The sequence below is a fragment of the Anabaena sp. 90 genome, from assembly GCF_000312705.1.
Classification (GTDB): domain Bacteria; phylum Cyanobacteriota; class Cyanobacteriia; order Cyanobacteriales; family Nostocaceae; genus Dolichospermum; species Dolichospermum lemmermannii.
Window position 1 is genome coordinate 3,991,695 of record NC_019427.1, and the last position, 18,792, is coordinate 4,010,486.

Annotated in this window: 21 protein-coding genes and 1 pseudogene; 14 read left to right on the forward strand and 8 right to left on the reverse strand. The window is 38.1% G+C overall.

Annotated elements, in window-relative coordinates; all coding sequences use genetic code 11:
* Nucleotides 1–238: 238 nt before the first annotated feature.
* Nucleotides 239–871: a hypothetical protein gene (locus ANA_RS17350; protein ID WP_015081316.1), complete on the reverse strand. Its 633-nt coding sequence runs from the start codon at nt 869–871 to the stop codon at nt 239–241.
* Nucleotides 872–1,228: 357 nt separating this feature from the next.
* Here ANA_RS17350 and ANA_RS17355 point away from each other — a divergent pair, with 357 nt between their 5' ends.
* Together ANA_RS17355 and ANA_RS17360 are read left to right on the forward strand one after the other, a co-directional pair.
* Nucleotides 1,229–1,963 (forward strand): Uma2 family endonuclease, encoded by a 735-nt coding sequence (locus tag ANA_RS17355; protein ID WP_015081317.1) that lies wholly within the window; start codon nt 1,229–1,231, stop codon nt 1,961–1,963.
* 66 nt (nt 1,964–2,029) lie between these two features.
* The gene (locus tag ANA_RS17360; RefSeq protein ID WP_015081318.1) at nt 2,030–2,605 is read left to right on the forward strand and encodes a Uma2 family endonuclease; all 576 of its coding nucleotides are present in this window, start codon (nt 2,030–2,032) and stop codon (nt 2,603–2,605) included.
* 105 nt (nt 2,606–2,710) lie between these two features.
* On the opposite strand, the gene ANA_RS17365 is transcribed toward ANA_RS17360, so the two are convergent.
* The 6 genes from ANA_RS17365 to ANA_RS17390 form a co-directional block, all read right to left on the reverse strand.
* Nucleotides 2,711–3,304 carry a peptidylprolyl isomerase gene (locus tag ANA_RS17365; protein ID WP_235082056.1) on the reverse strand — a complete coding sequence of 198 codons (594 nt, stop codon included), beginning with the start codon at nt 3,302–3,304 and terminating at the stop codon, nt 2,711–2,713.
* Between the two features lie 89 nt (nt 3,305–3,393).
* Nucleotides 3,394–3,972: a hypothetical protein gene (locus ANA_RS17370; protein ID WP_015081320.1), complete on the reverse strand. Its 579-nt coding sequence runs from the start codon at nt 3,970–3,972 to the stop codon at nt 3,394–3,396.
* Nucleotides 3,973–4,033: 61 nt separating this feature from the next.
* Nucleotides 4,034–4,612: a Uma2 family endonuclease gene (locus tag ANA_RS17375; RefSeq protein ID WP_015081321.1), complete on the reverse strand. Its 579-nt coding sequence runs from the start codon at nt 4,610–4,612 to the stop codon at nt 4,034–4,036.
* A gap of 53 nt (nt 4,613–4,665) precedes the next feature.
* Nucleotides 4,666–5,442 (reverse strand): hypothetical protein, encoded by a 777-nt coding sequence (locus ANA_RS17380; protein WP_015081322.1) that lies wholly within the window; start codon nt 5,440–5,442, stop codon nt 4,666–4,668.
* Entirely contained in the window at nt 5,435–6,577 is a 1,143-nt protein-coding gene (locus ANA_RS17385; protein ID WP_015081323.1) for an AAA family ATPase, read from the reverse strand. The genes ANA_RS17380 and ANA_RS17385 overlap by 8 nt, the downstream gene beginning before the upstream one ends.
* A 214-nt stretch (nt 6,578–6,791) precedes the next feature.
* The gene (locus ANA_RS17390) at nt 6,792–7,055 is read right to left on the reverse strand and encodes a type II toxin-antitoxin system HicB family antitoxin (RefSeq protein WP_015081324.1); all 264 of its coding nucleotides are present in this window, start codon (nt 7,053–7,055) and stop codon (nt 6,792–6,794) included.
* 549 nt (nt 7,056–7,604) lie between these two features.
* Here ANA_RS17390 and ANA_RS17395 point away from each other — a divergent pair.
* Nucleotides 7,605–8,660: a metallophosphoesterase gene (locus tag ANA_RS17395; RefSeq protein WP_015081325.1), complete on the forward strand. Its 1,056-nt coding sequence runs from the start codon at nt 7,605–7,607 to the stop codon at nt 8,658–8,660.
* Nucleotides 8,661–8,784: 124 nt separating this feature from the next.
* Here ANA_RS17395 and ANA_RS17400 read toward each other — a convergent pair whose 3' ends face one another.
* On the reverse strand, nt 8,785–10,086 hold the full coding sequence (locus tag ANA_RS17400) for a site-specific integrase (protein WP_015081326.1): 1,302 nt from the start codon (nt 10,084–10,086) through the stop codon (nt 8,785–8,787).
* A gap of 159 nt (nt 10,087–10,245) precedes the next feature.
* On the opposite strand from ANA_RS17400, the pseudogene ANA_RS28595 reads away from it, so the two are divergent.
* The 11 genes and pseudogenes from ANA_RS28595 to ANA_RS17450 form a co-directional block, all read left to right on the forward strand.
* Nucleotides 10,246–10,398: pseudogene (locus tag ANA_RS28595) on the forward strand (nitrogenase molybdenum-iron protein alpha chain); the annotation flags it as partial.
* A 162-nt stretch (nt 10,399–10,560) separates the two neighbouring features.
* Entirely contained in the window at nt 10,561–12,096 is a 1,536-nt protein-coding gene (gene nifK, locus ANA_RS17405) for a nitrogenase molybdenum-iron protein subunit beta (protein ID WP_015081327.1), read from the forward strand.
* A gap of 575 nt (nt 12,097–12,671) precedes the next feature.
* Complete coding sequence (gene nifE / locus ANA_RS17410) at nt 12,672–14,039, forward strand: nitrogenase iron-molybdenum cofactor biosynthesis protein NifE (RefSeq protein WP_015081328.1); 1,368 nt, start codon at nt 12,672–12,674, stop codon at nt 14,037–14,039.
* A 126-nt stretch (nt 14,040–14,165) separates the two neighbouring features.
* On the forward strand, nt 14,166–15,494 hold the full coding sequence (gene nifN / locus ANA_RS17415; protein WP_041458126.1) for a nitrogenase iron-molybdenum cofactor biosynthesis protein NifN: 1,329 nt from the start codon (nt 14,166–14,168) through the stop codon (nt 15,492–15,494).
* 156 nt (nt 15,495–15,650) lie between these two features.
* The gene (nifX, locus tag ANA_RS17420; RefSeq protein ID WP_015081330.1) at nt 15,651–16,070 is read left to right on the forward strand and encodes a nitrogen fixation protein NifX; all 420 of its coding nucleotides are present in this window, start codon (nt 15,651–15,653) and stop codon (nt 16,068–16,070) included.
* Nucleotides 16,067–16,543: a NifX-associated nitrogen fixation protein gene (locus ANA_RS17425; protein ID WP_015081331.1), complete on the forward strand. Its 477-nt coding sequence runs from the start codon at nt 16,067–16,069 to the stop codon at nt 16,541–16,543. Before nifX ends, ANA_RS17425 begins: the two co-directional genes overlap by 4 nt.
* A 93-nt stretch (nt 16,544–16,636) precedes the next feature.
* Nucleotides 16,637–16,837, forward strand: coding sequence for a CCE_0567 family metalloprotein (locus tag ANA_RS17430; RefSeq protein WP_015081332.1), 201 nt, complete (start codon nt 16,637–16,639; stop codon nt 16,835–16,837).
* Entirely contained in the window at nt 16,834–17,151 is a 318-nt protein-coding gene (gene nifW / locus ANA_RS17435) for a nitrogenase-stabilizing/protective protein NifW (RefSeq protein ID WP_015081333.1), read from the forward strand. Before ANA_RS17430 ends, nifW begins: the two co-directional genes overlap by 4 nt.
* Before the next feature lie 10 nt (nt 17,152–17,161).
* The gene (locus ANA_RS17440; protein ID WP_015081334.1) at nt 17,162–17,944 is read left to right on the forward strand and encodes a HesA/MoeB/ThiF family protein; all 783 of its coding nucleotides are present in this window, start codon (nt 17,162–17,164) and stop codon (nt 17,942–17,944) included.
* A 62-nt stretch (nt 17,945–18,006) separates the two neighbouring features.
* Nucleotides 18,007–18,375, forward strand: a complete 369-nt coding sequence (locus ANA_RS17445) for a HesB/IscA family protein (protein WP_015081335.1) — start codon at nt 18,007–18,009, stop codon at nt 18,373–18,375.
* A 105-nt stretch (nt 18,376–18,480) separates the two neighbouring features.
* Entirely contained in the window at nt 18,481–18,780 is a 300-nt protein-coding gene (locus ANA_RS17450) for a 2Fe-2S iron-sulfur cluster-binding protein (RefSeq protein ID WP_015081336.1), read from the forward strand.
* Nucleotides 18,781–18,792: the final 12 nt, after the last annotated feature.

The window sequence follows — 18,792 nt, forward strand, 5'->3', positions numbered from 1 at the left end:
ACCACCGAATACCTCATCCTGTAAATCCTGAAATCCTGGAAATCCTGATATGGCTTGCGCCACGCTACGCTATCAGACAATGTACCACAGCGATCGCTCGAATTAACCACCGAATCCTTCATCCTGGAAATCCTGATTCAGACAATTAATTACCGTCAAATTAACAACCTTATTTTAATGCGATTAGAGTTATTTCATATCCCCGACTTCTCTAAGAAGTCGGGGGTCTATTTCATATTTATTTTGGACTATAGGGCAGAGAAGAATGGTGTAGAATAATACGCAATTTACCATCACCACCTCTAACAAACTGCCAGGTTTTATCTACCGTTGTGACTTTACCTGTTTTATCAGTTATGGAAACATTACCCATAGTGGTAGCAGTATTACCAAGAATAAAAATACCAGCGTTGCGAATTTCCACCTTTCGCCATCCTTTGAGAGCAAAACCAGTATCTTTAGGGAAGGAGGAATCACCACCCACAAAATAAGACAAAGCTCCTTTGTGTGTCGTGCGGAAGGTCTGGTCTCCAGTTGTCAAGGTTGGCTTGAACAACACCAATCCCGATTGATAAGCATATGCTTTATCTATTATATTGTCAGCCAATGCTCTAGCAGCGGCTATCCCCTTTTCATCATAGGTGGTACTGATGGAAACCAGTGCTTCACCCCAGGCTTTTTGAGCAGCCAGCACTTCAGCCTCAGTAATGGATATATTAACTACTGATGTCTTAGAATTTGATGAGGTCGGCTTAGTGGTGGTACTATTAACTTGACCATGAGCCATTGATGGCGCAGTAACCAACAAGGCTATAGTAGCAGCGGTTACAGAAAGATTGGCTTGTAATTGTTTAAAGGGGTTGGTATGCATACTAACAGGAAATATCAAAGGGGAAGTTAAAAAACGTCTCAACAATATTTAACAACCTTGTGCCAACTCAGTCCAATAGTTACTATAAATAGTTACCATAAGTAATCATCTATGCTATTATCTAATGATCTAGGATTAGCCATTTCAATGTGTGTTAATTTTCTGCTTAACGAGTGACAAGGCGGTTGATGAGATATGGGGCTTGTTCTTAAGGTAAGTTCCTTTTGGTCGAGCAATTTTTAGATCGCGTGGATGACGGCAAAAAGCTATGGCAAATGTTTAAGAGATTTGCGATAATTCAGTGAAAGTAATTGACAATTAATGCTACAATAAATCAATAATTACTTGGTATCATACATGATGATTACTCAAGCACTGGAATTACAACCAAACGCCTTAGAAGATATATCAGAAGATATCATTTTTCCACCCAGTGACCTATATAGTGATGAACCTCCCGTGGAAACAGAACTGCATTTACGTCAAATTATTCTTCTTTTCAAATGTTTAGAGTGGTTATGGAAAGACAGAACAGATTTTTACGCTGTCGGAAATCTGAGTATTTACTATAGTCCTCATCAAAAAAAATCAGAAGATGTGAGGGGTCCAGATTTTTTCGTAGTTTTAGGAACAGAACGAAAAACTAGAAAAAGTTGGGTAGTGTGGGAAGAAAATGGCAAATATCCTCATGTCATTGTCGAAATTCTTTCACCAACCACAGCTAAAACTGATAGAGAAACTAAAAAAATACTTTATCAAGATACTTTCCGTACACCTGATTATTTTTGGTTTGATCCTTATACATTGGAATTTGCAGGATTTAATTTAATCAGTGGCAAATATCAACCCTTAGAACCTAACAAAAAAGGACATTTATGGAGTGAAGAATTGGGGTTATATTTGGGGATTCATGAGGGTTTATTAAGATATTTTACATCATCAGGAGTTTTAGTTCCTACACCGGAAGAAAGCGCAGAGATGGAAACAACAAGAGCAGCAATGGCAGCAGAAAAGGCGAAAATATCAAATGAAAAATCCCAAAGGTTAGCCGCAAAATTGAGAGAATTAAATATTGATCCAGATACAATTTAATGAAATCTAAAATCCAATTGTGTTTGTTTTCATTACCCCAACTTTGTATATTAGGAGGATGATTTTATGTTAATTATGACAATTAAAGATGTAGAACAAGTCCAAACCGCTTTTAGTGAAGCTGGTTTAGATTACGATGTTGAATTAACAAACGGGAGAATTTCTATCGTGGGTCCATCGGATATTGTATCTAGTGAAGTTGGTATTCTTTTTAGTCGGCTATTAGCTAATTGGGTTTATCCTCGTCGTTTAGGAAGAGTATTTGATTCTGCTGGTGGTTTCATTTTACCTGATAGCAACCTCACCGCACCAGATGTTTCTTTTGTGCGGGCTGCACGTCTGCGTCAAAGTCCCCGTTATTTTGGCGAACTTGTGCCAGATTTAGTAGTAGAAATTAAATCTCAAAGTGATAGAATTAAACCTTTAGTTACTAAAATTCTCAACTTGATCAAATTAGGTGCTGTGATGGGAATTTTAATTGATCCTGATGAGGAAACTGTTACAGTTTATCGTCATCAAGGTGAACCAACTATTTTAAATAATGGCGATATTTTAACTTTACCAGAACTTTTTCCCGGTTGGGAATTAGCCGTTTCTGAATTATGGCCTCCTATTTTTACTGAAGAAGAAACTCAAAGTTAGTTTGTTTGATCGGATTAGTTTTTCTGTGGAGTTCTTGCATGGGAAAGAGGGGATTTTGCCTGAAGATAGCGGTGTGCGGAGAAACCTCCGCACTAATCCTTGAGTTTATTCGTTGATAGTCACTTTGATCATTTTAACAGGTGTTTTGGGGCGATCGCCTGATCCTGTGGGAGTAGTTTCAATGGCTTTTAATACATCCATCCCTTCAGTAACTCGACCGAAAACAGGATGCTTAGATTGACCAGGTGTAAACCAATCCAGATAGTGATTGTGGACAGTGTTGATGAAAAACTGGCAACTGCCACTATTAGGTCTTCCCGTATTAGCCATAGATAGAGTTCCTGGTTCGTTAGAAAGTTTCCCGTCTTCAGGATGCTCATCTTGAATACACCCATCAGGACCATTACCAGTTCCTGCACGAGGAGAGCTAGGATCTTTACTGTGAGGACAACCAAACTGCACCATGAAGTTTTTAATTACACGGTGGAAATGCAGACCATCATAAAACCCACTTTTAGCCAATTTGATGAAATTTCCCGCCGTTATGGGCATAACATCGGTGAATAGCTCAAGAGTAATCGTACCAAGGGAAGTTTCTAGAGTTGCGGTGGGATTTGCCATGAATATTGAATTACTAATCTTTGTAGTGGGTTGGTTTGTCGCTTCTAGTTTACCTAAAATATTGAAAATAATGTTCACCAAAATCCGCAATTAACCCAAATCCGCATTACCTACTGTCAAATCAACAACCTCCACTCGTATCAAGCTGAGGTTGTTTTTTCGGCATTCTAATCAGGAAAAGCTAAACCAGTTCTCGGATCTCTGATATATAATCCTAGTGTCAAACTCCGCATGACTTCATCCCAAATCGGTATTAATTGCTCTGCTTGATCTGCCCAATAATCAAAGGTAATTAAACATTGAATATTTGAACCCAAACCCACACAAGTCCGAGAAAAAGCTTCTCTGGGTTCAGTTTGAGTGTCAATAAATTTAATTTGACACCACATAATCCGGGCTGTTTGTCGCTTAACAGTAATTACTTCTCCTCTTTCAATCACATCACGGCTATCATCTTCCATGATTTTCTTCAAAGTGTGTTTAAGGGGAAACAGTGTCCAGTCATTCGGGGGTAAATGATTGTAAGATACCTCTAAACAACAATCATCATCAGGTGGTTTTTTGTCCATGAACTTGAAAGATTTTTCTTGTGGTTCAAATACCCAATTTTGGGGAACATTGAAGCGAACCGCACCCCTCCCAGCTACAAAAATTTTATAATCATCAGGTCCTTCCCAGCGATGATCTGGGCTTAATTCTAGGGTTTCTTTAATCCATTGAAGATTGCTTTTTTTCCGCTTTGTCATAATTTTAATAAGGGATTAAATTTTAGGTGACATTAATCTGATTTATTTGGGAAATGTGATTTTATGTTTCTGTTTCCAATCCTACACCATCATAAAGCATTTCTATGGGAAATTCAAATGCAATACTTGAGAAGGTGATTATGTCTCCTATTGTATATTGATAATAAAGCCATAATCTTCCTTCTCCTCGACAATAACGTTCAACGGAGATTTTTTCAGAATCAATCAAGATATATTCTTGTAAACTGGGTATTGTTAAATAATATCTAAATTTTTCCCCTCTATCTCTACCGCTTGTACCAGGAGAAAGAACTTCAATAATTAATTTAGGATTTTGGATAAATTTACGGGCATTGATGTCTTCAGGGTGACAACTGACAATAAGATCAGGATAGAAGTATGGGCTTTTAGGGGTAACTTGCACTTTCACATCTGACACATTGACTCGACAACCACTAGGACGAAGATGAGAATATAGAGGTCTGTAAAGATTTAGAGCAATATCATTATGGGGGATTGTACCACCAGTCATGGCAAAAACTTCACCGTTGATGTATTCATAGCGAATATCCTGGTCAAGTTCCCATGGGAGATATTCCTCAATGGTCATTTTTGCTGGTTGTTGGGGAATGGCTATCATATCATGATTTTTTCAAGTTTGTTTTGATTATAGCAACTGACAAAAAATAGTTCTTAATCAGACACAATAATTGCAGCTAATCGTTCCTCGACTTCACAGATATAATCTGTCAAACCTGTATGAACTCCTCTTTCTCGTAGATGTTTTAATTTTGTCTTTTCCCAACATAGCTTTTCCCGTTCCATATCGTTTCCTGTAAGTTGTTCAACTACTACTTTTACATTTCTGATTCGTTCAGGTTCTTTCTCTGAAGTAGCACGTAATCTGTGAGACTCTATGGAAGGATCAAAACTCAATTTATTTTTAATTTCTTCTAGAATTTGTTTCTCTTGTTGATTAGATGGAATAAAGCCATTTAAAACCCATGCTTCACGTTTTGGATCAGCAGCACCAATGACAATTTCTAATTTCGGCGTTTTATTAATATGTTCTGAACGTGCTTGTTCAATTCCTTCTTTACGTTCCGGTTGATTATCTAAATCACGGATAAATAAAACAGCTTTAATCTGTCGTATTCTTTGCAGAAAACGTACCAAATTAAGAACTTTAATAGATGCTGCTCCATCAGCTTTTAAAGGCACACTCTTACTATGATGACCTATAAATCTAGAATGTTTATATTTTATTTGTGATTTTGCATCATCAATTATTTTTCTAATGTCTCTCCAACAAGAATGTTGTGTTCCTTCCTCTAACCCAGTCCACTGAAAATGATATTGAAGACTATCATCATCTAACCAATCGAATTTTTCTTGTAAAACTCGCTCGGCTAATTTAGTAGCTGTTCTGGCATCTGCACCACTTTCAACTATGACAATAAACTCAATCACAGACTTCTCCTTCTGTTACCCAATCTTCACCTTCAGCATCCCAAAATTCACCAGTTGTCAAGGTTTCCTTTGCCCATTCTACATCAGGATGTTCATCCAAACGTTTAGCAATTGTAAAACCTGATTTACTGTTATTTAATATGTGAACTTGAGAAGGAGCAAGTGCATCAATAATATAAGGGGAATGAGTAGAGAAAATAATTTGCAGGTTGGGATTTTCGGCAATGATTTCTTTAAAAACAGTCATTAACTCTCGTTGTGCTTGAGGATGAAGTCCCTGTTCCACATCATCTAATAAAACTAAATTAGGTTGATTAGGATTCATTAGTACAGTTAATAATCCTAAAGTTAACATTGTTCCTTCGCTAATTGCATGGGCTGGAATACGTTCACCTGTATTCATGTCTAGTACCACCTCTTGTCCTGTCATTTCCTGAGTTTCTTCATAGGAAATAGATTTACCATCTACTTCGATTAAACGTTTGCGAATGACTGGAACTTTTGCTCGTTTTATGCCAACTTTGCGGACATTTGGGACAATTCGACTCAGCTTTTCTTCTATTAATTGAAATTTATCTGGAGCTTCATCACGCAGAAAATCTAAGGTAGGTGCTAATCCTGATCCGTCAAATTCAACTTTTGGCGTAATTTCTTCACTGTAAGCTGGTTTAGCAAGATTACTTGCAACTAATTTTAGGTAAACAGTAGGCTTGAAAAAATTAGATGGTAAAGGTGGATCTTGTGGTGAGTATGAATATGAACCATATAGTTTTTCATTTGTCCAATTACTTTTATTACCATCTATATTCCATGATAATTTTGCAATCCAATTATGAGTATTTTTGTTCTCCAAGCTATAGGAAACTTGGCAATTTTTTTGATTGTCCCAATAACCACTCGCAGTAACAGACATATTTTTTTCGCCAATTGTTGTAATGAATTGAGGTGATCTATCATACTCAAATATTTTTTCAAAGGATGTATCAGAAATCATGCTTAGATAATGCAATGCTTGGAGGACTGTTGTTTTACCGGCACTGTTTTTTCCTACAATTCCATGTAATCGGGAATTATCAAAATTGAATTCTGTTGATTTATGGCTTTTGAAATTATGAAGGATTAGTTTTTCTAGCATATTTTTAATATGTAATTATTTTCTCCAGATAATATCATACTTTAAAAACAACATCGTCTATAAAAAATGGATTAAATAAAACAAAACTAAAATCCTGCTTGTTTTTTCATCATTTTATCATTACCAATGTGTGTTTTAATCTTCATACTTTCCATAGACTGATCTCCTGGTTTATTATGTTCTCAGCAGTTGGGATAAAATTTTTGATGGTTGTTCACGAATTAATGATAGAAATTAGTTTAGAAGGTAGAGGAATTTGTTTTTTACCACTACAATAAACAGTTTCTATCCATAACTCTCGCGCTTCATTAATATTTTCTATTGCTTCTTCTAAATTGTCTCCCTGACTCATACAACCTGGTAAGTCAGGAATAATTACTGTATATCCTCCGTCCTCTTCTGGATAAATAGACATGGGATATTTTAAAGACAGATAATATTCCAAAGATTGATGCTTAAGTTGAGAATTAGTTTTCATCTTGCCAATTTTCCAAGTCTAGTAATCTAATCGTTTCTTCAATATACGATAGCATTTTTTTGGCTAGGTGGTTGAGATAATTATTCATTGACCAGTCATACCACACTTTACAAAAAAAATATTCTTAGTTAACCAAACTTAACTCCGTTTATAAACCATTTCCATCCTCAACTTCTCCACCTCAATCTTCAAGCGTTCATTCTCCATTTTCAACCAACTGTCATTTTGTTTTGATTATAGCAACTACAATTACAACTATTTTGAGTTTATTCAAATGTGCTTTCATGAAAATTTCGCGCTAAGATGCAAAGGAAACAAGAATGCGATCGCTCTCAAAGACTCTAATAGACATCTCCGGTAATTAAATGTGCGTGACTTATAACCCTTGTAGAGACGTTCCATGGAACGTCTCTACAATATTTTTCACCAGATGTCTAATGGAAGTTGATTCTGAAATATCTTTATAGATATTTAATATTCCGTAGTGTTGTAGTGAATGATCAGACATAGTAGAATACTGATAAACTTAGTTTTTACAACATCTGGTCAATGAAAACAATCTTAAATTCTCAGCATCCCCTGATACTTAAGTTGGCTGCAAGTGTTTTAGTGTTTTTATCAGTTTTCATAACTGGTATAAATTCTGAAAGTTTCGCAGCTGCTGAAAAAGTAACTTTTGCAGCCTATGGTGATATGCCTTATTTCGCAAAGTCAGCAGATGGTAGAACTGATGAGCAAGTTTTGATCCAAGATATTGCGCCTAAATTCCGCCAACGTGAAGATATACCCTTTGTAATTCATTTGGGTGATCTTGGTCGTCCCCAGGATACTTGTTATGATACTTGGTTGGAGAAGAATAAGACGTTTTGGAAAAGCGATATAGTTAAACCTGTGTTTTTTACACCAGGAGATAATGATTGGACTGATTGCGATCGGGAAGGTCTAGCTGTTAGAAAATCAGAGTTGGAAAGACTAGACGCAATTAGAAAGGTGTTCTTTAGTCAACCTAAAACTCTCAATCCTGAATGGCGATATGAAGAACAAGCCACTTTACCTGAAAATGAAACTTGGTGGTATAAGGGTGTCCGTTTTGTAACAGAACATATCGTCAGCACTGATAATGGACGCACTGAGATATTTCTTGATGATCCTATCAAAGTTAATCAATTAGTTGATGAACGAGATAAAGAGAATGCTATTTGGCTGAATCATGCTTTTGAAATGGCAAAAGATAGTGATACATCAGCTGTAGTTGTAGCGACTCAATTAGATCCTTTTGCTCCTGATGGTAGTACAGGTGATGTTTTTAGCAGATGTTTAAATAATCATGCGTACAAAGGTTTTTGTGAACAATTGCAGACATTGGCGGCAAATTTAGATAAACCAGTGTTATTAGTTCACGGTGATACCAATGCTTACTGTTTTGATCAACCTTTTCCTGTAGGTAAAACTCCGAAATTATGGCGCTTGAATGCACCTGGTGATTTTAAAGTGATTGATGCTTCTTTCATCTCTTTTGATCCTAGCAATTCTAGCAAACCTTTTGAAGTTACCGGACTGTTATCAGGTAAAGAACCTCCGCAAATCTGTGATTACAGTAGATAATAGGTGATTAATTGATGATGCAATATCTGTTAAAAACACAGCGATCGCACATCATATAATTCTTTTTGGCGTTGCTGATTTAATTTCAGCAACACCAAAAAATGAGATTCTTAACTAACCAAACTTAACTCCGTTTATAAACCATTTCCATTCTCAACTTTTCCACCTCAATCTTCAACCGTTCATTCTCCATTTTCAACCCCGTATTTTCATCCTTAATCAACTCTACCTCATTCCGTTTACTCAAAGCCTGATTAATTGCCAACTTCCGCATATCCAAAGAAAACCAACGTTGATAAGTTTTTGTATGAATCTGCACACTATGACCCAAATTATCTGCCGCAGCCTTAATAGGAACTCCCAAAATATGCGCTCGAATTGCCCAACCATGACGTAAATCATAGGGTTTAAAATCTAAACCAATTTTTCTAAACCACCAACTTACCCTTTGAATTAAAGCCGTGATTTCTGCATGATTATTTTGGTCTTTTTTACTAATTGCTAATGCCAACATTTCCAAATATTTAGGATTTCTTAAATCAAATTCATCTATCCATTCCTTATATAAAGGTAAGGCTTCTCTTTCACCAGTTTTACAATTTTTATCAACCTTCCAAGTTAAATCTATATTTTCATCACTCAACCACCAATGAATATGAGGATTAACAAAAAGCTCACGGGGACGTAAACCAAAAACCGCCAACATTCCATAAGTCCACCGCCAAAGTTGCCAGCTATCTTTCACATCTTGATTAACTTGTTTACCTCGATTATTTAGATATTCATCAAACTTGTAAAATCCCGTAACTATGTCCTTATCTGTAGGTACATTCCGAGAATTACTTTCAGGAACTTTAGAATAATTAGTTAAATTAATCTCAACTTTAAAAAGTTGGCAAAATACAGAAATAGCCCTCACCGCATTATATTTAGCCCATTCCTTATCTATCTTATTAATCGCATTAATCAAAACTTCCCCAATTGCCAAATCATCAGCATTTGTATAACGCTTAATGCGAGAAAAATAATAGAAAAAAGTATGTTCACTTTTAGTAGTGCGTTTATGGGTTTTAAAATATTCATCCTCAAACTTTTCTAATAACTCACCAATAGTTATTAACTCTTGTTTAATTGCTTCATTTCCTAAATATTTATCATTCCAAACAAAACTTTTTCTAGCAATTAACTTACCTAACTCATAAGCTTCTTCTTCCGCAGTTTTCAAACCTAGTAAATTTGCCGGAATATTCAAACTGAGATTATATTGTTTTTTACTTCTTCCAGTTTTATCCTCATCTCCCGGCTTAATAGGTAAAGTTGCCCGTAATTGCAGACATCCATTGGATTCCCGAATTGTTACCCTAGCCTTTGCAGACTTCAACCGCAGATTTACCTGCCCCAATTCCCATAATAGCTCTTCTTTCATTCTTTGCGCCTTTGCTCCTCCGCGCCTTTGCGCGAAACTTAACTCTGAATCTTTCAGACTATATTTAGACTGAAAATAAATGAGTTAACTGCAAACATAGTTTATCCCTGACATTGCTCACTGCACACATAGCGAAGTTAAAAGCTATTAAACCAGCAATATAAATACTCCGGACCTTATCACGGTTACGACGGATTCGCAATCTTCGCTCGTGACATGGATTTAGCTCTGAACAGCCCAACCTGGGGATTAATCGGCGCTCCCTGGAACAAGAAAGCTCAAGCTAAGGCTAAAGCTAAGGCTGCCGTCTAGGGGACAAAAGATAGTCTGGGGTTTTACCCCAGGAGAGTTGGGAAGTCAAGATTCAAAATTAAAAATTTCATTGTTCTGGATTTTGCATTCTGAATTTTGAGGCCCATTCCCGACTCTCCACCGAACGCAAACATAATACACAGCAAGCTTGGAGATATAGAAATGCCTCAAGATCCCAATAAGATTCAGGACCACGTTGAGTTATTCCACCAACCAGAATACCAAGAACTGTTTGAAAACAAAAAACAGTTTGAAAACGGTCACACCCCTGAAGAAGTACAACGAGTTTCCGAATGGACAAAAAGCTGGGAATACCGGGAAAAGAACTTTGAACGGACAGCTTTAACCGTTAACCCAGCTAAGGGTTGTCAACCTTTAGGTGCTATGTTTGCGGCTGTGGGTTTTGAAGGTACTCTTCCCTTTGTTCAAGGTTCTCAAGGTTGTGTAGCTTACTTCCGTACCCACTTAACCCGTCACTACAAAGAACCATTTGCTGGTGTTTCTTCTTCCATGACAGAAGACGCTGCTGTGTTCGGTGGTTTACAAAACATGATTGATGGTTTGGCTAACTCCTACAGCTTGTACAAGCCAAAAATGATCGCTGTTTGCACCACCTGTATGGCAGAAGTTATCGGTGATGACTTACAGTCATTTATCGGTAATGCTAAAGAAGCTGGTTCAGTTCCTCAAGATTTCCCCGTACCTTTTGCTCACACACCTAGCTTCGTTGGTTCTCACATCACTGGTTACGACAACATGATGAAGGGAATTCTTTCTACCTTAACCGTAGGTAAAAAGACAGCCAAGAGCAACGGTAAAATCAACTTTATCCCTGGTTTTGATACCTACGTAGAAAACAACCGCGAAATTAAGCGGATTGCTTCTTTAATGGGTATTGACTACACCTTGTTATCTGACAACAGTGATTATGTTGATTCACCTTGTGATGGTGAATACAATATGTATCCAGGTGGTACTAAGTTGGAAGATGCAGCAGATTCCATCAACGCTAAGGCTACTATTGCTCTTCAAGCTTACTCTACCACCAAGACCCGCGAATACATTGCTAAGGAATGGAATCAAGACGTTAGTGTTGCTCGTCCTTGGGGTATCAAGGGAACTGACGAGTTCTTGATGAAACTCAGCGAAATGACTGGTAAGGCTATTCCTGAAGAGTTAGAAATCGAACGTGGTCGTGCAGTTGACGCAATGACCGACTCCCATGCTTGGTTACATGGTAAGCGTTTCGCTATCTACGGTGATCCTGACTTAGTTTACAGCGTAGTTGGTTTCATGTTGGAAATGGGTGCTGAACCAGTACACATCTTGGTTCACAACACCAATGAAGTATTCGAGAAAGAATTGCAAGCATTGTTAGATTCTAGCGCCTTCGGTAAGTCCGCTAAAATCTGGGGTGGTAAAGACTTGTGGCACTTACGCTCCTTGTTATTCACCGAACCCGTAGACCTATTGATTGGTAACTCCTACGGTAAGTACCTGTGGCGCGATTGTGGTGTACCTTTGGTAAGAATCGGTTATCCTATCATGGACCGTCACCACTACCACCGTTATGCAACTGTTGGTTACAAAGGTATCATCAACTTGTTGAACTGGATCGTTAACACAGTATTTGAAGAAATTGACCGCAGCACCAATGTTGCTGGTAAGACCGACATTTCCTACGACTTAATTCGTTAAGAATGTCTGTAGGGTGGGGTTTCCCCATCCTTAAAAATAGACAAAGGGGATTGGGATATAGGCAATTTACCTAACATCCTATCCCCTATCTCCAGTTCTTAATAATTAAACGCAGATAAACGCAGATAAACGCAGATGAATTAATTTTTTCTCTTTTCTCTTGCAAAACCAAATGTTATGAAAATCCCACCCCTAGAAAATACAGATAAATACATATCTTTTTTGAAAGTTTATCTGTGTAAATATTAAGTTAATCAGATTTTGCAGAAAATCTATAAATCAATCCAAACTAAGTATAAAAACTTGGTTATTTTCGGGGAATTAGAATTATTATATTTAATATATCCTGTGGTAATCCTAAATTATTTGTGAGATATTTCTCACTTATTCTCTATTACAGCAAGTTTCTATGATCTTTTCTGTAGAGACACAAACCCAGAAATAGATAATGCTGTAAATAGTTCCACAAATAATTTTTATTAATTTGCAATATTTTTCTCGAAGTCATCATCTTGATGATTAACTTTAAGCAAGATTTGTCATGGTTGTAAACTCCATCTAGCACAAGAATAAAAATGAAAGTCACCCAAAGCAAAATTAACGAACTTCTGAGTGAATCAGGATGCGAACATAATCAACAGAAACAGGGAGAAAAGAAAAATAAATCTTGTACCCAACAGGCTCAACCAGGTGCGGCTCAAGGTGGTTGTGCCTTTGATGGGGCGATGATTGCTTTAGTTCCTATTACCGATGCTGCTCACTTGGTACATGGTCCCATTGCTTGCGCTGGCAATTCCTGGGGAAGTCGTGGTAGTTTATCTTCTGGACCAATGCTTTATAAGACAGGTTTTACTACCGATGTGGGTGAAAATGATGTCATTTTCGGTGGTGAGAAAAAGCTTTATCAGGCGATTTTAGAAGTTAATGAAAATTACAAACCTGCGGCAGTTTTTGTTTACGCCACCTGCGTTACAGCCTTAATTGGTGATGATATTGATGCAGTTTGTAAGGTAGCAGCCGAAAAAATTGGTACTCCGGTAATTCCTGTGATTGCTCCCGGATTTATTGGCAGTAAAAATTTAGGTAATCGCTTTGGTGGTGAATCTCTACTAGAATATGTAGTGGGAACTGCTGAACCTGAATATACTACCCCTTATGATATTAATTTAATAGGTGAATATAATATTGCTGGGGAAATGTGGGGGGTTTTACCTTTATTTGAAAAGTTAGGAATTCGGGTTTTATCGAAAATTACTGGTGATGCTCGTTATGAAGAAGTGCGTTATGCTCACCGGGCTAAATTAAATGTGATGATCTGCTCACGGGCGTTATTAAATATGGCGCGAAAAATGCAGGAACGTTACGGAATTCCTTACATTGAAGAGTCATTTTATGGAATTAAAGATATTAACCGTTGTCTGCGAACTGTAGCTGCTAAATTAGGTGATGCTGATTTGCAGGAACGCACAGAAAAACTCATTGCTGAAGAAACTGCGGCTTTGGATATTGCTCTTGCTCCCTATCGAGCCAAGTTGAAAGGAAAGCGCGTTGTTCTCTATACTGGTGGTGTGAAAAGTTGGTCAATTATTTCTGCTGCGAAGGATTTGGGAATTGAAGTTGTGGCGACTAGCACGCGCAAAAGTACAGAAGAAGATAAAGCGAAAATCAAAAATTTGTTGGGTAATGATGGCATTATGTTGGAGAAGGGGAACGCCTCCGAACTCCTGAAATTAATTGAAGAAACTAACGCAGATATGCTTATTGCTGGCGGTAGAAATCAATATACTGCTTTGAAAGCGAGAATTCCCTTTTTAGATATTAACCAAGAACGTCATCATCCTTATGCCGGTTATGTGGGCATGGTGGAAATGGCGCGGGAGTTGACTGAGGCTTTATATAGCCCTGTGTGGGAGCAAATTCGTAAGCCTGCTCCTTGGGAGTAATTTAGGTGACAGGTGATGGTAAGGGCGAAGCATTCGGAAAATAATTTTCGAGAAAAACCGATAATTTATCGCTCGAATGCTTCGCCCCTACGACTTCTGACAAATTATTTTGAGATTATAGTTATTATGGCGATCGCAATTATTCCAGAAAAGTCTCTGACTGTAAACCCCCTCAAACAAAGTCAGGCTTTAGGCGCTTCTTTGGCTTTTTTGGGGTTGAAGGGGACTATGCCTTTATTTCATGGTTCTCAGGGTTGTACGGCGTTTGCAAAAGTGGTTTTGGTTCGACATTTTCGGGAAGCAATTCCTCTTGCTACTACTGCAATGACGGAAGTTACTACGATTTTGGGTGGTGAGGAAAATGTGGAACAAGCTATTCTCACCTTGGTGGAAAAGGTACAACCGGAAATTATTGGTTTGTGTACCACTGGTTTAACAGAAACTAGAGGTGATGATATTGAAATGTTTTTGAAAGATATTCGAGAACGTCATCCTGAACTTAATCATTTAGCCATTATTTTTGCTCCCACTCCCGATTTTAAAGGTGCATTACAAGACGGTTTTGCAGTCGCAGTAGAAAGTATTGTTAAAGAAATTCCCAAAGCAGGGGGAATTAAACCAGAACAAATCACAATTTTAGCTGGTGCTGCTCTCACTCCTGGAGATGTCCAAGAAATTCGAGAAATGGTCACAGCTTTTGGTCTAGAACCAATATTTGTACCTGATTTGGGAGCTTCTTTAGATGGACATTTGGAAGATGGTTATACTGCTATAACTGCTAGTGGCACAACTCTCAAACAATTACGTTCCCTTGGTAGTTCGGCGTTTACCTTAGCATTAGGTGAAAGTATGTTGGGGGCGGCGAAAATTTTAGAGGAACGGTTTGGAACTAACTATCAAGTATTCAGAGATTTAACAGGATTAGAACCTGTAGATAAATTTCTGCAAAAGTTATCTTTATTAAGTGGAAATCCCATTCCTGAAAAATATCGCCGTCAACGTCGTCAATTGCAAGATGCAATGTTAGATACTCACTTTTATTTTAGTTCCAAACGAGTATCTTTAGCTTTAGAACCAGATTTGTTGTGGACAATGGTGGGATTTTTGCAATCAATGGGGGCGGAAATTCACAATGCTGTCACCACAACTCGTTCCCCATTACTTGAACTACTTCCTATCAATAATGTCACCATTGGTGATTTAGAGGATTTTGAAAACTTGGCGCAAGGTTCTGATTTATTGATTGGTAATTCTCATGTAAATACCATCTCTAAACGCCTTTCAATTCCGCTCTATCGTTTAGGTATTCCTATCTATGACCGATTAGGAAACGGGCTATTTACCAAAGTAGGCTATCGCGGTACTATCGAACTTCTTTTTGGCATGGGAAACCTATTCATAGAACAAGAAGAATCATCAATGATGCACCAATGGTCATCAGTAATCAACAAATAAAAACTGATCCCATTTCCTTCCAAAGATACGCCAAAAATTGTGATATTTTCTATCTCTGTGTCCTCTGTGCCTCTGTGGTTCGTTCATCTTAATTCAGAATAATTAGTATGACAACCGACCACCAACAACTGACAACTGACAACCAACAAAGGACAAATGAAAGTGAAAATTGCTTTTACGACAACTGACCGAATTCATGTTAATGCTCACTTTGGTTGGGCTAAAGAAATTGATGTTTATGAAATTTCCGACAACGGATATGAATTCATAGAAACCCTCAAATTTGAAGGTGATCTCAAAGAAGATGGTAATGAAGATAAAATTACCCCCAAACTACAAGCACTGAATGATTGCACAATTGTTTATGTTGTCGCTATTGGTGGTAGTGCAGCCGCTCGTTTAATTAAGAAGAGTGTAACCCCAGTTAAGGCTAAATCTGAAGAGGAAAAAATTGAAGATATTCTCAACAAATTAGTCAAAACTCTCAAGGGTAATCCTCCACCTTGGTTACGGAAAGCTTTAGGACAGAAAAAACTTAGTTTTGCTGAAGAACTTGAGAACGAAGCAACATTATGAGTACAAATAATCTAAATGGAACTGGTAACAATTCAGAGGGGGTTTTAACTCCTTTCCATAAATCATTAGTTCAACAAATCCGGGCGCAAGATAGTTATGGTTTTTACCGGAGTTGGACTGATGAATTAATCCTCAAACCCTATATTGTTACTAAACAAAAGAAACGGGAAATTTCCGTAGAAGGTGAAATTGATCCCGCCACTATTTCTCGCATCAATGCCTTTTTTCGGGCTATAGCATCCAGTATTGAAAAGGAAACCGGACTCCTTTCTAATGTGGTTGTGGAATTAGGACATGAGGGTTTTGGCTGGGCTTTAATATTTTCTGGACGCTTATTATTAACTGTAAAAACCTTACGTGATGCCCATCGTTTTGGTTTTGATTCCTTCGAGAAATTGGACGAAGAAGGCGCAAAGTTTGTTGAGAAAGGCATTGATTTAGCCAAGCGTTTTCCCGAAGTTGGAAATCTTTAATTAGAGACTCTCAAAGCCAAAGCAAAAATTCCCTCTATTTATTCCCTCTGTGTCCTCTGTGCCTCTGTGGTTCGTTTATCCAGATAATTAAATATGACCATAGAAGAAATCACGACCAAAATTAAAAAGCTAAATAGCAAAGCAGGTCAAATGAAAATGGATCTGCATGATTTAGCGGAAGGTTTGCCCACAGACTACCACAAACTAATGGATGTTGCTGCGGAAACTTACGAAATCTACTGTCAGTTAGATGGACTCAAGCAACAACTCAAAAAAATGGAGAATTCTAAATGAGTACCAATATTGATGAATTCAAGAAGTTAGTAGATGCAGAAGAATTTTTCATCTTCTTTAATCTGCCCTACGACCAAAAATTTGTAAATGTTAATCGTTTACATATTTTGAAAAAGTTTTCTCAGTTCATGAGTCAAATTGATGATACTTATCCTCAGATAAGTGACGAAGAAAGATTAGAGAAATATTGCACAGCCTTGCAACAAGCTTATCAGGTGTTTATAGAATCTACACCCCATGAACAAAAGCTGTTCAAGGTGTTTAATGATAAGCGAAAAAATGTTGTCACCCTGACAGAAATCACCTCAGATTAGGAGTTAAAAAGTGATCAACCTAACGCCTACCGAATTAGAACGCTATAGTCGCCAAATGATGCTTCCTAATTTTGGCGAATTAGCTCAAAAGCGCCTAAAATCAGCGACTGTTTTAGTGTCAGGTGTGGGTGGATTAGGTGGTACGGCGGCGCTTTACTTAACAGTAGCAGGCGTTGGGCGGCTGATCCTAGTCCGAGGTGGTGATTTGCGGCTGGATGATATGAATCGTCAGGTTTTGATGACTGATGACTGGGTGGGTAAACCCAGAGTATTTAAAGCCCAAGAAACCCTCAAAGCCATCAATCCTGATGTTCAAGTGGATGTAGTTCACGATTACATTACCGCAGAAAATGTGGATGGGTTAGTACAGTCGGCTGATATGGCTTTGGATTGCGCTCATAATTTCACTGAACGCAATTTGTTAAATGAAGCCTGTGTCCGCTGGCGCAAACCCATGGTAGAGGCGGCCATGGACGGTATGGAGGCTTACCTGACCACGATTATTCCCGGTGTCACCCCTTGTTTATCTTGTCTGTTTCCAGAAAAGCCGGATTGGGACCGACGCGGTTTTTCTGTGCTGGGGGCTGTTTCTGGGACCTTGGCCTGTTTGACGGCTTTGGAAGCGGTAAAGCTGATTACTGGTTTTAGTCAACCGCTGTTATCAGAATTACTGACCATTGATTTGAACAGAATGGAATTTGCTAAACGTCGTTCTCACCGCGATCGCAATTGTCCAGTTTGCGGTAATACAGCCCCTTGGAGATATTCCCAATCTCAAACTGCAACGGTATAAAGTACCTCTTTTTTCAAATCCACATTCCAAATCAGAATATTCGCTACAGAATAGGAAACAAAATGACTGTTACTTTAACAGAAAAGGCTGAATTTCGTCTGCGGGCATTTTTAAAAGGTTCTGCAACCGAAGACGCTAAAAAGGGTGTCCGCATCTCGGTTAAAGATGGTGGTTGCAGCGGCTACGAGTATGGCATCGAAATTACCAGTAAGCCCCAACCTGATGATGTCGTATCTCAACAAGGAAATGTGTTGATTTACGTTGATGCTAAAAGTGCGCCGTTATTAGCAGGTGTGGTAGTTGATTTTGTTGAGGGAGTAATGGACAGCGGTTTCAAGTTTTCCAATCCCAATGCAACTGATACCTGCGGTTGTGGCAAGTCTTTTAAAACAGATGATGGTACTCCCACTGGTGTACCTTGCGGCCAATAGTTCAAAGTTCAAAAAATAAGCCTTTCATTTTGAATTTTGAACTCAGCCGGGGAAACTTAACTAACTCAAAAACTCACTTCATTCACGTTTGAGGAGAATTAAAAAATGGCGACCTACCAAGTAAGATTGATCAGCAAAAAAGAAGACTTCGACACCACAATTGAATGTGACGAAGACACCACAATTCTAGATGCAGCAGACGAAGCTGGGATTGAATTACCTTTCTCCTGTCACTCCGGTGCTTGTTCTAGCTGTGTAGGTAAGGTTGTTGAAGGTGAAATCAATCAAGACGATCAATCCTTCCTAGATGATGAGCAAATTGGTAAAGGATTCGCTCTATTATGTGTTACCTATCCTCGTTCTAACTCTACAATCAAAACTCACCAAGAACCTTATCTTGCTTAATACAATATCTGT

Bases quoted from the DNA above. Each gene is read 5' to 3' on its own strand.
- ANA_RS17350 (WP_015081316.1), bottom strand. From the start codon at position 871: ATGCATACCAACCCCTTTAAACAATTACAAGCCAATCTTTCTGTAACC.
- ANA_RS17355 (WP_015081317.1), top strand. From the start codon at position 1,229: ATGATGATTACTCAAGCACTGGAATTACAACCAAACGCCTTAGAAGAT.
- ANA_RS17360 (WP_015081318.1), top strand. From the start codon at position 2,030: ATGTTAATTATGACAATTAAAGATGTAGAACAAGTCCAAACCGCTTTT.
- ANA_RS17370 (WP_015081320.1), bottom strand. From the start codon at position 3,972: ATGACAAAGCGGAAAAAAAGCAATCTTCAATGGATTAAAGAAACCCTA.
- ANA_RS17375 (WP_015081321.1), bottom strand. From the start codon at position 4,612: ATGATAGCCATTCCCCAACAACCAGCAAAAATGACCATTGAGGAATAT.
- ANA_RS17385 (WP_015081323.1), bottom strand. From the start codon at position 6,577: ATGCTAGAAAAACTAATCCTTCATAATTTCAAAAGCCATAAATCAACA.
- ANA_RS17390 (WP_015081324.1), bottom strand. From the start codon at position 7,055: ATGAAAACTAATTCTCAACTTAAGCATCAATCTTTGGAATATTATCTG.
- ANA_RS17395 (WP_015081325.1), top strand. From the start codon at position 7,605: ATGAAAACAATCTTAAATTCTCAGCATCCCCTGATACTTAAGTTGGCT.
- ANA_RS17400 (WP_015081326.1), bottom strand. From the start codon at position 10,086: ATGAAAGAAGAGCTATTATGGGAATTGGGGCAGGTAAATCTGCGGTTG.
- nifK (WP_015081327.1), top strand. From the start codon at position 10,561: ATGCCTCAAGATCCCAATAAGATTCAGGACCACGTTGAGTTATTCCAC.
- nifE (WP_015081328.1), top strand. From the start codon at position 12,672: ATGAAAGTCACCCAAAGCAAAATTAACGAACTTCTGAGTGAATCAGGA.
- nifN (WP_041458126.1), top strand. From the start codon at position 14,166: ATGGCGATCGCAATTATTCCAGAAAAGTCTCTGACTGTAAACCCCCTC.
- nifX (WP_015081330.1), top strand. From the start codon at position 15,651: ATGAAAGTGAAAATTGCTTTTACGACAACTGACCGAATTCATGTTAAT.
- ANA_RS17425 (WP_015081331.1), top strand. From the start codon at position 16,067: ATGAGTACAAATAATCTAAATGGAACTGGTAACAATTCAGAGGGGGTT.
- ANA_RS17430 (WP_015081332.1), top strand. From the start codon at position 16,637: ATGACCATAGAAGAAATCACGACCAAAATTAAAAAGCTAAATAGCAAA.
- nifW (WP_015081333.1), top strand. From the start codon at position 16,834: ATGAGTACCAATATTGATGAATTCAAGAAGTTAGTAGATGCAGAAGAA.
- ANA_RS17445 (WP_015081335.1), top strand. From the start codon at position 18,007: ATGACTGTTACTTTAACAGAAAAGGCTGAATTTCGTCTGCGGGCATTT.
- ANA_RS17450 (WP_015081336.1), top strand. From the start codon at position 18,481: ATGGCGACCTACCAAGTAAGATTGATCAGCAAAAAAGAAGACTTCGAC.